The 13,429-nt window shown below is 62.4% G+C and carries 11 protein-coding genes and 2 tRNA genes; 8 read left to right on the top strand and 5 right to left on the bottom strand.

Annotation, left to right across the window (positions count from 1 at the left end; genetic code table 11):
• Window positions 1–114: 114 nt before the first annotated feature.
• Together BM186_RS13800 and BM186_RS13795 are read right to left on the bottom strand one after the other, a co-directional pair.
• Window positions 115–777, bottom strand: coding sequence for a glutathione S-transferase family protein (locus tag BM186_RS13800; RefSeq protein WP_074915978.1), 663 nt, complete (start codon window positions 775–777; stop codon window positions 115–117).
• A gap of 53 nt (window positions 778–830) precedes the next feature.
• Complete coding sequence (locus BM186_RS13795; protein ID WP_074915976.1) at window positions 831–1,574, bottom strand: hypothetical protein; 744 nt, start codon at window positions 1,572–1,574, stop codon at window positions 831–833.
• Between the two features lie 243 nt (window positions 1,575–1,817).
• Here BM186_RS13795 and BM186_RS13790 point away from each other — a divergent pair.
• Both BM186_RS13790 and BM186_RS13785 read left to right on the top strand, forming a co-directional pair.
• Window positions 1,818–1,893, top strand: a tRNA-Glu gene (locus BM186_RS13790).
• A gap of 14 nt (window positions 1,894–1,907) precedes the next feature.
• Window positions 1,908–1,983, top strand: a tRNA-Gly gene (locus BM186_RS13785).
• A 109-nt stretch (window positions 1,984–2,092) separates the two neighbouring features.
• On the opposite strand, the gene BM186_RS13780 is transcribed toward BM186_RS13785, so the two are convergent.
• Window positions 2,093–2,500 (bottom strand): PA2817 family protein, encoded by a 408-nt coding sequence (locus BM186_RS13780; RefSeq protein ID WP_072425596.1) that lies wholly within the window; start codon window positions 2,498–2,500, stop codon window positions 2,093–2,095.
• A 144-nt stretch (window positions 2,501–2,644) separates the two neighbouring features.
• Entirely contained in the window at window positions 2,645–5,092 is a 2,448-nt protein-coding gene (locus BM186_RS13775; protein WP_074915974.1) for an acyl-CoA dehydrogenase, read from the bottom strand.
• 140 nt (window positions 5,093–5,232) lie between these two features.
• Between BM186_RS13775 and BM186_RS13770 the strand changes: the two genes are divergently transcribed.
• From BM186_RS13770 to queF, 6 genes are all read left to right on the top strand, one after another.
• Complete coding sequence (locus tag BM186_RS13770; RefSeq protein WP_074915972.1) at window positions 5,233–5,895, top strand: transglutaminase-like domain-containing protein; 663 nt, start codon at window positions 5,233–5,235, stop codon at window positions 5,893–5,895.
• Window positions 5,896–6,049: 154 nt separating this feature from the next.
• Entirely contained in the window at window positions 6,050–6,982 is a 933-nt protein-coding gene (locus tag BM186_RS13765) for an ABC transporter ATP-binding protein (protein WP_064495525.1), read from the top strand.
• The gene (locus BM186_RS13760) at window positions 6,979–7,773 is read left to right on the top strand and encodes an ABC transporter permease (RefSeq protein ID WP_072425592.1); all 795 of its coding nucleotides are present in this window, start codon (window positions 6,979–6,981) and stop codon (window positions 7,771–7,773) included. Before BM186_RS13765 ends, BM186_RS13760 begins: the two co-directional genes overlap by 4 nt.
• Window positions 7,774–7,938: 165 nt before the next feature.
• Window positions 7,939–8,961, top strand: coding sequence for an efflux RND transporter periplasmic adaptor subunit (locus tag BM186_RS13755; RefSeq protein ID WP_074915970.1), 1,023 nt, complete (start codon window positions 7,939–7,941; stop codon window positions 8,959–8,961).
• Complete coding sequence (locus BM186_RS13750; RefSeq protein ID WP_074915968.1) at window positions 8,958–12,026, top strand: efflux RND transporter permease subunit; 3,069 nt, start codon at window positions 8,958–8,960, stop codon at window positions 12,024–12,026. The genes BM186_RS13755 and BM186_RS13750 overlap by 4 nt, the downstream gene beginning before the upstream one ends.
• Window positions 12,027–12,207: 181 nt before the next feature.
• Complete coding sequence (queF, locus tag BM186_RS13745; protein WP_074915966.1) at window positions 12,208–13,038, top strand: NADPH-dependent 7-cyano-7-deazaguanine reductase QueF; 831 nt, start codon at window positions 12,208–12,210, stop codon at window positions 13,036–13,038.
• 68 nt (window positions 13,039–13,106) lie between these two features.
• Here the strand turns inward: queF and BM186_RS13740 are convergent, their stop codons facing one another.
• The gene (locus tag BM186_RS13740; RefSeq protein ID WP_021490580.1) at window positions 13,107–13,373 is read right to left on the bottom strand and encodes a DUF4404 family protein; all 267 of its coding nucleotides are present in this window, start codon (window positions 13,371–13,373) and stop codon (window positions 13,107–13,109) included.
• Between the last annotated feature and the right edge of the window lie 56 nt (window positions 13,374–13,429).

Below are 13,429 nucleotides of genomic sequence, written 5' to 3'. Positions count from 1 at the left end.
GCGATGCAGGGAGACTCGATCCGCTAGGGGCGCCACGCGCACCGCTGGCTTGAGACGTCGCCGAAGCTGATTTCGCAATAGGTGCGCACGGCGCACCCTACGAAGCAGGCGTGTTCAGCGCATGGCGCCGATCTTCTCCAGTGTGCGCAGTTCACGCGGCAGCAGTTGCTGTGTGGATGCGCGGGCCTTGATACGCTCGTAGTGCGCCAGCAGGTTCGGCCAGCGGCCGGCATCCAGGGTTTCCCCGCCGTGCTCCATGTTGAGCAACTGGCTGGCCAGTGCCAGGTCGGCCATGGACAGTTGTTCGCCAAGGAAGTAGGGCGCGTTACCCAACGTGGCCTCGAAATAGTCGAAGTGGTTGGGCAGCTTGTCCTTGAGCGTCTGCTGCACCTTTTCCTCATCGCATGGCTGGCCCATGGTGGCTTTCAGCACGCGGTTGCGAAACACGGTGAAGGTGCACAGCGGCGCCAACTCGTAGTCCGCGTATTTTTCCAGCCAGCGCACCCTGGCACGTTGCTCCGCACCGTCGCCATATAGGTGCATGTGCTCAGGGTAGCGCTCTTCCAGGTACTGGCAGATCACGCTGGAGTCCGCCAGCTTCAGGTCACCATCGCGAAAGGCGGGAATCCGGCCTAGCGGATTGAGCTCGCGAAACCAGTCCGGCTGGCCAAAGGGCATGACCACCTCCAGCTCGTAATCCAGGCCCTTTTCGATCAGGCACAGGCAGAGTTTGCGGACGAAGGGAGACAGGGGTGCTCCGTAAACGGTCAGGCTCATTACAGCTCCTATCGGCGGTCAACGTGGTTGACTGAGCGAAGGCGGTCGTCTGCTCAGTCGTAGATGTTCTTCTTCTTCCAGTCGTCTTCCAGGTCCTTCAGACCTTCGGTCAACTGGCTGGGTTCATCCGCGTTGGGTACGCTGTTGTTGAGCACCATGGCATTGGCGCGCGCCAATTGCTCTTCGAAACGCTTGAGTTGCGTCTGGTAAGGGGTCGGGTCAGGTTGCTTGCGCAGGTACTGCACGCCGCGTTCGAAGGCCAGGCGTGCCTGGCCGGGTTGATTCTGCTGCATGGCCGTCTGGCCCAGGGTGCTGAAGAACTCGATATGCACCAGTACCAGCATCTGACGAATCTGCTTGAGCCAATGCTTGCCATCGTTGGCGGGCAGCAGGCCGCCCTGTACCGAACTGGTGATCAGGGCGTGCAGGTTTTCCAGAAGGAAACGTACATCCTTGGCCTTGGCTTCGTTGGCGATGGGTTGTGGTGGGTTCTTCACCGGGATGGATTCGCCCTGGGCGATCTGGGTCTTGAGAGTGTCGATATCGGTCTTCAGTTTGGCGTTGTGCTTGTCCAGCGGCAGCAGGCGTTCGCTGACTTGCAACTGCAACTGGCTCAGCAGCAGCTTCAGCTGCGGTGTCATCAGCTGTCCAGGCATGCGTTCGGAGATATCCTGGCAGCGACGAATGCGGTCGAGCAGATCAGCGCGCTGGCGCGCTTTCTCCAGCTTGCTGTTCTCGACGGCGTGGTTGATGTAGGCAATCACCATCAGTAGGGCGATGCCGCCGACGATCAGCATGGTTATCACGAGTGCGGACACTGCTTGGGACCTCTCGAGAATCGACTTTTCGACCGAGTGTAGTGGCTTGGCTGCATGGCTCCTAGTGGCATATCGATTTATGGGCTGAAGTCTTTGATTTTAAAAATTTTTTAGAGAGAGGTTGACGACCCTCGAAAGGCTCCATAGAATGCGCGCCACTTCCAGCGCAATGCTAGAAACAGAGCGAAGGAAGCCGGAAAGTTGCTTGATGTTCCGGGGTGTGTCCCCTTCGTCTAGTGGCCTAGGACACCGCCCTTTCACGGCGGTAACAGGGGTTCGAGTCCCCTAGGGGACGCCACTTCAAGTTGTACCGCGGGAATAGCTCAGTTGGTAGAGCACGACCTTGCCAAGGTCGGGGTCGCGAGTTCGAGTCTCGTTTCCCGCTCCAAATAAACGAAAACGCCGCTCAATTGAGCGGCGTTTTCGTTTCTGTCGTTTGTACAGACACAAAACAAGGCCCGCCGGTTTACCGTGCGGGCCTTTCGTTTATTGGCAGATCAGTGCTTGGAGCTGTCGGTGGGCAGGGCCAGCAGTTGTTTTTCCTGGTTCCAGTCGAAGGGTTCGTCGTTCTCTTCGGCTTCGAAGCGGCGCTCGTCGAGGGTCTGGTACAGAGCGATTTCCTCGTCGGGCATGAAGTGCAGGCAGTCGCCGCCGAAGAACCACAGCAGGTCACGTGGTACCAGATGGGCGATCTGCGGGTAGCGGTGAAACACCTGGCTGATCAGGTCCTGGCCGAGGTACTGGCTGGACACCGGGTCGCTTGGCAGTTCGGCGAGCAGCTCATCGTAGCGCTCGAGGAACAGGGCATGGCTGTCGTCGAGCACCTGTTCGGCTTCGCCCAGGGCGACGAGGATGCCGCGCAGGTGGTTGAGCAGGGCGAGGTGGTGTTCGAGATGGCTGGCCATGGTGCAGGTTCCTGAAGGGTAAAACGGGCGCAGGAGTATAGAGTTCCTGGCGCCCGCTGTCCTGCATAGCTGACTTTCGTGGGAGGGGGGTTAGCCGCGACGCAAGAAGCTCGCGGCTAAAGTCCCTCCCACAAGTGGTTCGACTCAGCGCACCTTGCCGCGGCTCAGCTTGAGCTCTTCCTTGGCAAAGTCGTCGACATCGATCACCCGACGGCGCGCCGCTTCGGCGGCTTGCAGGCGCTGGCCCTGTTCGCCGTCGAGGATGCCGGCAGCGATCGCCGCCTCGATGGCGTCCTGGCCCGGCGCCGGTTGCAGGCTGCCGTCCTTGAGCGCCTGGTGCAGACGCTTGCGCGCATCCTGGCTGGCTTGCACCAGGTTCAGCGCATGTTGCAGGGCTCCTACTGAATCCTGGTCCGCCTGCGGGCGGTAGCAGCCTTCCAGCACCGATTCCAGCGCCGGGTCGCCGGCCTGGCGGCCAATGATCGCGGCCACTTCGGCGTCCAGTGCGTCGCTCGGGCCGTGATGGCGGCGACCCAGCGGGAACACCAGCACTTTCAGCAGGCAGCCGAACAGGCGGTTGGGGAAGTTGCTCAGAAGGTCATCCAGGGCCTGTTCGGCGTGGTAAAGGTTTTCCTCCATGGCCCAGCGCAGCAGTGGACGGATCGCTTCTGGGTAGTCCAGGTCGTGGTAGCGCTTGAGCGCAGCCGAACCCAGATAGAGATGGCTGAGCACGTCGCCAAGGCGTGCGGACAGGCGCTCGCGACGCTTCAGGTCGCCGCCGAGCAGCATCATGCTGCTGTCGGCGCACAGGGCGAAGGCCGCCGCCAGGCGATTGAGTGCGCGGTAGTAAGGTTGGCTTAGGTCGTCGCCGGGCACCTGGCCCAGGCGGTTCAGAGTCAGCCCCAAGAGGAAGCTGCTGGCGGCGTTGCCGACGGCGAAGCCGATATGGCTCATCAGCAGTGAGTCGAACTCGGCCAGTGCCTGATCCTTGTCCTCGCGGTCGGCCAGGGCCATTTCCTTGAGCACGTAGGGGTGGCAGCGGATGGCGCCCTGGCCGAAGATCATCAGGTTGCGCGAGAGAATGTTGGCACCCTCGACGGTGATGAAGATCGGCGCGCCCTGCCAGGAGCGGGCCAGGTAGTTGTTCGGGCCCATGATGATGCCCTTGCCTCCGTGCACGTCCATGGCGTGGCCGATGCACTCGCGGCCGCGTTCGGTGAGGTGGTACTTGAGAATCGCCGATAGCACCGAGGGCTTCTCGCCCAGGTCGACGGCGTTGGCGGTGAGGATACGCGCGCTGTCCATCAGCCAGGCGTTGCCGCCGATGCGCGCCAGGGCTTCTTGGATGCCCTCGAAGGCGGCCAGCGGCACGTTGAATTGCTCGCGCAACTGGGCGTACTGGCCGGTGGCGAGGCTGGTGAACTTGGCCGCGCCGGTGCCGACTGCCGGCAGCGAGATGGAGCGGCCGACCGACAGGCAGTTCATCAGCATCATCCAGCCCTTGCCGAGGTACTCCTGGCCACCGATCAGGTACTCCAGCGGAATGAAGACGTCCTTGCCCGAGTTCGGCCCGTTCATGAAGGCAGCGCCCAGCGGCAGGTGACGACGGCCGATTTCCACGCCGGGGGTATCGGTGGGGATCAGCGCCAGGCTGATGCCCAGGTCTTCCTTGTCGCCGAGCAGATGATCCGGGTCGTAGGCCTTGAAGGCCAGGCCGAGCAGGGTGGCCACCGGGCCGAGGGTGATGTAGCGCTTCTCCCAGTTCAGGCGCAGGCCGATCACTTCCTCGCCGTTGTACTGGCCTTTGCAGATGATCCCGGTGTCCGGCATGGCGCCGGCGTCGGAGCCGGCCAGCGGGCCGGTGAGGGCGAAGCAGGGAATGTCCTCACCCCGCGCCAGGCGCGGCAGGTAGTGCTGGCGCTGGGCGTCGGTGCCGTAGTGCAGCAGCAATTCGGCCGGGCCGAGGGAGTTGGGCACCATCACGGTAGAGGCCAGATCGCCACTGCGGGTAGCCAGCTTCATCGCCACCTGCGAGTGAGCATAGGCGGAAAAGCCCTTGCCGCCGTATTCCTTGGGAATGATCAGGGCGAAGAAGCCGTGCTGCTTGATGTGCTCCCAGGCCTTCTCCGGCAGATCCATCTGCTGGCCGACCTGCCAGTCGCTGATCATCGCGCAGAGTTCTTCGGTGGGGCCGTCGATGAACGCCTGTTCCTCTTCGCTCAGCTTGGCCTTGGGGTAGGCCAGCAGTTTGTCCCAGTCCGGTTTGCCGCTGAACAGCTCGCCATCCCACCACACGGTGCCGGCTTCGATGGCATCGCGCTCGGTCGCCGACATCGGCGGCAGTACGCGCTGGAACCAGGCGAACAGCGGGCTGGTGAACAGTTGCCGGCGCAGATCGCCGAGCAGGATGAAGGCGGCGACGGCGCCGGTGACGATCCACAGCAGCAGTTGCAACCAGCCCGGTACCGGGCTGAACAAGGCCATGGCCACCAGGTAGGCTGCGGTGATGCCGAGGGCAGGTAGGGCGGCGGTACGGCTATGGGCCAGGTAGGCGACCCCAAGCAGCAGAACCAGCAACCAGATGACGAGCATGTGCATTCCTCCATGATTCGAGCGGGCGACGCCCCGAGCATAGCCATAAATGGCGGCAGGGGCGGTGAGCTTGGCCGGATCGTCGTGAACGTGGCGCAATCGACGGGATTAGACTGAAGCGAACTTCAGGAGTCCCCGTCATGCAGACCTGTCTACGTCCCGGCCGCTTCATTGACAGTGACCATCCCGCGGTAGTCGAGTTCGCCGAAACCTGGCGTGGCGCCTCACGAGAACCGATCAGTCAGGCCGTTGCCCTGTATCTCGCGGTACGTGACGAGATTCGTTACAACCCCTATGCCTTCAGTCTCGATGCGCAGACATTGAAGGCCAGCCATGCGCTGGCGAGCGGTGAGTCCTACTGCGTACCCAAGGCCAATCTGCTCGCCGCTTGCGCCCGGCATTGCGGCATTCCTGCGCGTATCGGTTTGGCCGATGTGCGCAATCACCTGTCTACGCCGCGCCTGTTGGAACTGCTGCGCAGTGAGGTGTTCGCCATGCACGGTTACACCGAACTGCACCTGAACGGGCGCTGGGTCAAGGCCACGCCGGCGTTCAACGAGGCGCTGTGCCGGGTATTCAAGGTGGCGCCGCTGGAGTTCGACGGCGTGCATGACAGCGTCTTCCATCCCTACAACGACAAGGGCGAGCGCTACATGGAGTATCTGCATGACCACGGTCAGTTCGAGGATCTGCCCGAGCAACTGTTCTTCGAGCATCTGCGCGTCTGCTATCCGCACCTGTTCGAGACCGGTGCGCTGCAGCTCAGTGGCGATATGCAGCGTGAGGCCAGTGTTATCGACTGAGTCGATAATCAAGATCGGCAGGACGGCCTTTTCTCCGCGCGTCAGGGTCGGTAGGGTGCATGCCAGCAATGAGCGGGCGAAACACGCAGTTGCAATCGAGCGTCTTCGCCCTCATCTATAACGACCTCACTCTCGCGCGGGAAACCCCATCTTCATGAGCTCCGCCCTGACCATTCGCCAGTTGACCAAGACCTACGGAAACGGCTTCCAGGCCCTGCACGGCATCGATCTGGACGTCGCCGAAGGGGATTTCTTCGCCTTGCTTGGCCCCAACGGTGCCGGCAAATCCACCACTATCGGCGTGCTCTCCACGCTGGTTAACAAGAGCAGTGGCACGGTCAGTGTGTTTGGCCATGACCTCGACCGCGAACCCTACGCGCTCAAGCGTTGCCTGGGCGTGGTGCCGCAGGAGTTCAACTTCAACCAGTTCGAGAAGGTGTTCGACATCGTCGTCACCCAGGCCGGCTATTACGGTATTCCGCGCTCGATCGCCAAGGAGCGCGCCGAGCAGTACCTGACCGAACTCGGCCTGTGGGACAAGCGCGACGTGGCTTCACGTGAGTTGTCCGGTGGCATGAAGCGCCGCTTGATGATCGCCCGCGCTCTGGTGCATCAGCCGCGCCTGCTGATCCTCGACGAGCCGACTGCCGGGGTGGATATCGAGCTGCGCCGTTCGATGTGGAGCTTCCTCACCGAGCTGAACAAGCAGGGCACCACCATCATTCTGACCACCCACTACCTGGAAGAGGCCGAGCAGCTGTGCCGCAACATCGGCATCATCGACCACGGTCGTATCGTCGAGCTGAGCAGCATGAAGGATCTGCTGAAGAAGCTGCACGTGGAGACCTTTCTCTTCGACCTCAAGGACTCCTACAGCTCAGCGCCGACGCTGCAGGGCTATCCGGCGCGTCTGGTTGACCACCACACCCTGGAGGTGCAGGTGGAGAAGAGCCAGGGCCTCAATGCGCTGTTCCAGCAGTTGGCGCAGCAGCAGGTCGAGGTGCTCAGCCTGCGTAACAAGAGCAATCGCCTGGAGGAGCTGTTCGTCTCCCTGGTGGAAAAGAACCTGGCCAAGGTGGCGCAATGACTTCTCAGTACCTCAACAGCGAATTCGCCGCCAACCTGGTGGCCCTGCGTACCATCGTTCACCGTGAGATCCGCCGCTTCGTGCGGATCTGGCCGCAGACCCTGCTACCGCCGGCGATCACCATGGTTTTGTACTTCGTGATCTTCGGCAACCTGATCGGCCGGCAGATCGGCGACATGGGTGGCTTCAGCTACATGGAGTACATCGTGCCGGGGCTGATCATGATGTCGGTGATCACCAACAGCTACGGCAACGTGGTGTCGAGCTTCTTCGGCAGCAAGTTCCAGCGCAACGTCGAGGAGTTGCTGGTGTCGCCGGTGTCACCGCACACCATCCTCATCGGTTTCGTCGTCGGTGGCGTGTTGCGTGGGCTGGCGGTGGGCTTCATCGTCACGTTGCTGTCGTTGTTCTTTACCCACCTGCAGGTGCATCACCTGGGCGTGACCGTGCTGGTGGTGCTGCTGACGGCGACCATCTTCTCCCTCGGTGGCTTCGTCAACGCGGTGTATGCGCGCAACTTCGACGATATCTCGATCATCCCGACCTTCGTGCTGACGCCGTTGACCTACCTGGGCGGTGTGTTCTACTCCATCACCCTGCTGCCGCCGTTCTGGCAGACGGTGTCGCTGGGCAACCCCATCTTGCACATGGTCAACGCCTTCCGTTACGGCATTCTCGGGGTGTCCGACATCCGTATCGGCGTGGCCATCGGCTTCATGCTGCTGGCCACCGCTGTGCTCTATACCCTGTGCATCCGCCTGCTGGTCAGCGGTCGTGGTATGCGTCAGTGACGTTTGCCGCTCATGTAGGAGCGGATTTATCCGCGATTCTCGCGGCTAAAGCCGCTCCTACAGAATGTGGCGGCGACCGAAAAAACATAGCGAAATAACTTGCGCCCCTGTCAGTAACGCAGCAGCCGGTTAGACTCCGCCTCTACCAAGAAAAAGGGGCTGATCATGACCGTGCTGTTGCGTGCTCTTCCATGGCTGTGTCTGGGCTTGTTCACGACGCCTGCGCTGGCTGCCGAAGGGCCAATGGTCGAGATCGTGCCGGTACGGCAGATGGAGGTGCGTGACGAGTTGATCACCTTCGGTTCGCTGCGCTCCGACGAATCGGTGATGATTCGTCCGGAAGTGGAAGGGCGCCTGGCCACCCTGCATTTTCGTGAAGGCCAGGCGGTGACCGCTGGCGACCTGCTGATCAGCCTCGATGATGCCATTGCCCGCGCCGAATTTGCCCAGGCGCGGGCCAATCTTGATCTGGCCGAAAAAAACCACCAGCGCGCGCAGATGCTGTTTCAGCGTGGTGCCAGCAACGCCCAGGCGCTGGACGAGGCGCAGAGCCAGCTGCAGGCCGCCCGTGCCAGTCAGGCCCTGGCCCAGGCGCGGCTCGACAAGACCCAGATCAAGGCCCCTCATGACGGCACGCTCGGCCTGCGCCAGGCCAGCGTCGGTGACTACCTCAGTGCCGGGCAGAACATCGTCAACCTGGAAGTGCTCGACCCGCTCAAGGTCGACTTCCGTGTTCCGCAGAAGGCCGTGGCCCAGGTGCGCCTCGGCCAGACCGTGGAAATCACCCTCGATACCTTCCCCGGCGAGCGCTTTCGCGGCGAAATCTTTGCCATCAATCCGCGCCTCGACGAAGCCGGGCGCAGCCAGGCGATCCGCGCGCATATCGGCAACGATGACCGCCGCCTGCGTCCGGGACAGTTCGTCCGCGTTTCGGTAATTCTCGAGGAGCGGTCCAATGCGCTGGTGATTCCCGAGGAAGCGGTGATGCCGCAGGGTGACAAGCTGCTGGTCAACCTGGTGGTCGATGGCAAGGTCGAACGCCGTGAGGTGACTCTGGGCAAGCGTTTCGACGGCCTGGTCGAGGTGCGTGAAGGCCTGCAGGGCGACGAAACCATCATCAGCGCCGGTTGGCAGCGTGTGCGCGAAGGGCTGGCCGTACGCACCAAGAGTGGGGAGCGTCAGCCGTGACACTCTCCGATGTCTGCATTCGCCGGCCGGTATTCGCCACTGTTCTGTCGCTGATCGTGGTGCTGCTGGGGCTGATGGCCTACGACCGCCTCAATGTGCGTGAATACCCCAATATCGACGTGCCCATCGTCACCGTGCAGGTCACCTATCCAGGGGCCAGCCCGGAGATCATGGAGTCGCAGGTAGCGCAGCCGGTGGAGGACGTACTCTCCGGCATCGAGGGGTTGGACTTCGTCACCTCCATCAGTCGCGCGGAAAACACCCAGATCACCGCGCAATTCCGTCTCGGCCGCAGCGCCGACGAGGCGGCCAACGACGTACGTGACCGCCTCGGCCGAGTACGCAACCTGCTGCCGGATGAGGTGGACGAACCCATCGTGCAGAAGGTCGAGGCCGACGCCCAGCCGGTGATCTGGATCGCCTTTCACAGCCAGCAGCACAGCGCCATGGAGATCACCGACCTGCTGGAACGGGTGATCAAGGACCGTCTGCAGACCATTCCCGGCGTGTCCGAAGTGCAGGTACGCGGTGCGCGGACGTTCTCCATGCGTATCTGGCTCGACCCGGAAAAGCTCGCTGCGCACAACCTCACCGTGCAGGACGTGGAGGATGCCCTGCGCCGGCAGAACGTGGAGATTCCGGCCGGGCGCATCGAGTCGCGTGAACGTGAGTTCAGCGTGCTCTCGGAGACCGATCTGCGTACCCCGGAGCAGTTCAACGAGCTGATCCTCGACGACTCGCAAGGCTACCTGCTGCGCCTGTCCGATGTCGGCCGTGCCGAAGTGGGGCCGCGCGACGAGCGTACCGTGGTGCGCTTCAACGGTTTGCCGGCTGTAACCCTGGGCCTGGTCAAGCAGGCCACGGCCAACCCGCTGGATATCTCCGATGGCCTCGAAGCGGCCTGGGATGACGTCAAGGCTCTGCTGCCCGACGGCATGAACATGACCGTGGCCAACGACAACTCGCAGTTCATCCGCGAGTCCATCGACAACGTCTTCACCACCATCTGGGAAGCGGTGGCGCTGGTCATCCTGATCATCTTCATCTTCCTGCGTTCGCTGCGCGCGACGCTGATTCCGCTGGTGACCATTCCGGTATCGTTAATCGGCGCCTTTGCCCTGATGTCGCTGATGGGCTTCACCATCAACACCCTGACCCTGCTGGCCATGGTTCTGGCCATCGGCCTGGTGGTGGACGATGCCATCGTCATGCTGGAGAACATCCACCGCCATATCGAGGCGGGGATGAAGCCGATGCAGGCGGCCTTCAAGGGCAGCCGCGAGATCGCCTTCGCGGTGATTGCCATGACCCTGACCCTGGCTGCGGTATTCGCGCCCATCGGCTTCATGCAGGGCACCACCGGCAAGCTGTTCACCGAGTTCGCCTGGACCCTGGCCGGCGCCGTGCTGGTTTCCGGTTTCGTGGCATTGACGCTGACGCCGATGATGTGCGCGGTGATGCTCCGATCGCACCAGCACGAGCAGCGCCATGGCCGCGTGTACAACCTGATCGAAGGCTTCCTCAATGGTCTGACCTACAGCTACAAGCACAGCCTGGACCGTGCGCTGCGTGCCTGGCCGCTGGTACTTGGCGTGCTACTGGGGGCCTTCGTGATGTGCGCCTGGCTGTTCGGCGGCTTGCGTTCGGAGCTGGCGCCTACCGAGGACACCGGCACCATCGTTGGCGTGTTCAATGGTCCGGACGGCGCCACCATCGACTATACGGCGCGCTATGGCCGTGAGGTCGAGGCCGCTTATGCGAGTATTCCGGAGACCAATCGCTATCTGATGATCGCCGGTTTCCCTACCGTGGCGCAGGGCATCTCCTTCATGAAACTGGAGGACTGGGGCGACCGCTCGCGTACCCAGTTCGAGATTCGCAATGAACTGCTGCCGCAGTTGCAGGACATCGCCGGCATGCGCGTGACCCCGGTCAACCGCCCGCCGCTGGGGCAGAGCGCGCGCAACCAGCCGATCAACTTCGTCGTGCGCTCGTCCATGGAATACGCCGAGCTGCAGGTTTATGTCGATCAACTGATGGAACGCATGCGTGATTATCCGGGCCTGGAGGGGCTGGATAGCGACCTCAAACTCAACTCGCCGCAGCTCAAGATCACGGTCAATCGCGAGCAGGCAACGGCGGTTGGCACCGATGTATCGGTGATCGGGCGCAGCCTGGAAAGCCTGTTCGGCAGCCGCCAGGTGACCCGCTTCAAGCAGAATGGCGAGCAGTACGACGTCATGGTGCAGCTGCAGGATATCGACCGCAGCAACCCGCGGGACCTGAATCGTGTCTATGTGCGTGATCGCGACGGCGGCATGGTGCAGCTGTCCAACCTGATCGAGGTGCGCGAGACGGTGGCGCCGCGCGAGCTCAATCACTTCAACCAGCTACGTGCGGTGACCATCAGTGCCAACGTCGGCACCGGATACACCCTGGGCGAGGCGCTCAATCATCTGGAAGTCGCCGCCCGTGAGGTATTTCCGCCAGAGACGCAATACGACTACACCGGCACGTCGCGTGACTTCAAGGAATCCAGCTCGGGCATTCTGCTGATCTTCGCCTTGGCCCTGGCGTTCATCTTCCTGGTGCTGGCGGCGCAGTTCGAGAGTTTCAGTGACCCGCTGATCATCCTGTTCAGTGTGCCCTTGTCGATGGCCGGCGCCTTGCTGGCACTGAAGCTGTTCGGCGGCACCTGGAACATCTATTCGCAGATCGGCCTGGTGACTCTGATTGGCCTGATCACCAAGCACGGCATCCTTATCGTCGAGTTCGCCAACCACCTGCTGCGTGATGGCAAGGCCCTGCGCGAGGCGGTGATCGAGGCCTCGGTGCAGCGCCTGCGGCCGATCCTGATGACCACCGGCGCCATGGTGCTGGGTTCGCTGCCGTTGGCCATCGCCAGCGGAGCCGGCGCGGAAAGCCGCCAGCAGATCGGCCTGGTGATCGTCGGCGGGTTGCTGGTCGGCACCTTCTTCACCCTCTACGTGATTCCGACGCTGTACCTGCTGCTGAGGCGCTGGGCGCCACTGCGCAAGATCGAGGAGGAGCCGGTGGCGGTCTGACTGGCTTGTGCCGGTGGGCACTGCGGTGCGCGCGGCGCACCCTACGTGTGTAGCAAGATGGAAAGATCAGCGGCAGTAGGGTGCGCTGTGCGCACCGAGCAAACCCACAGCCCGCTGCGCGTGCGGCGCGGTGGTTAACCCGTTAAACTCGCGCGGTTTTCGCTATTCTGGATTGCCCGTCATGCAGCACCCCGCCGAACATTCCCCGCTGGGCAAGTCCAGCCAGTACATCGCCGAATACAGCCCAGAGCTGCTGTTCCCCATCTCGCGCACTACCAAGTGGGCGGAGCTGGGGCTGGATGGCGCCAGCCTGCCGTATCAGGGCGTGGACTACTGGAACTGCTACGAGCTGTCCTGGCTGCTGCCGTCCGGCAAACCGGTGGTGGCCATCGGTGAGTTCGCCATCCCCGCAGACTCGCCGAACATCATCGAGTCGAAGTCCTTCAAGCTGTACCTCAACTCCCTGAACCAGTCCGCTTTCGCCAGTTGGGACGAGCTGCAAGCGACACTGGTGCGTGACCTGTCGGTAGTGGCTGGTAAGCCGGTGGCGGTGCGCCTGCGCTCGCTGGTTGAAGTTTCTGAGGAGGGCGTGGCGACGCTGCCGGGTCAGTGCATCGACGAACTGGACATCAGTGTCAGCCAGTACGATCACCCGCAGCCAGAGCTGCTGCGTTGCGACGCTGGTCGGGTGGTGGAAGAGAGCCTGCACAGCCATCTGCTCAAGTCCAACTGCCCGGTTACCGGTCAGCCGGACTGGGGCAGCCTGGTCGTCGAGTACCGCGGCGCGGCGCTGGATCATGCCAGCTTGCTGGCTTATCTGGTGAGCTTCCGTCAGCACGCGGATTTTCACGAGCAGTGCGTCGAACGCATCTTCCTCGATCTGCAGCGTCTGCTGCAGCCGCAGTCGCTGACTGTCTATGCGCGCTACGTGCGCCGTGGTGGGCTGGATATCAATCCGTATCGCAGCACCGAGGCGCTCAAGTCGGAAAATGGTCGCCTGGCGCGCCAGTAACCCATGAAAAAATGCCGCCAAATGGCGGCATTTTCTTGAGTTGCTCGATGTTAGCCGGGGCGGGGCATTCAGATGCCCATATTGGCCAGGCTCTGCATGATGTTGCGCAGGGTGCCGGCGAGGGTAGGGTGGCTGGCCTCGAAACGTTCCACCGCCAGATTGACGCCATCGACCAGCGTAGCGTCAGGCGCTGAGGCGGCTTCACGAGCCAATTGCACTTCGATTTCCTGGGTCAGCAGGTAAAGCGATGCGCGTTCTTCCTCGCTGAGCGGCGTGTCCTGGGCCAGGTGTTGCTGGAGGGCTTCCAGTTGCTGCTGCAGGTCGCTTGCTGGCATAGAGTTCTCCTTATCAAATCAGCTTAGGCATTGACCCCCAGCTGCGCTGGAAGTTT

Source organism: Ectopseudomonas toyotomiensis (assembly GCF_900115695.1).
GTDB classification, from domain to species: domain Bacteria; phylum Pseudomonadota; class Gammaproteobacteria; order Pseudomonadales; family Pseudomonadaceae; genus Aquipseudomonas; species Aquipseudomonas toyotomiensis.
The sequence above is the reverse complement of the archived record's forward strand: the minus strand, read 5'-3'. Positions and strand labels throughout refer to the sequence as shown.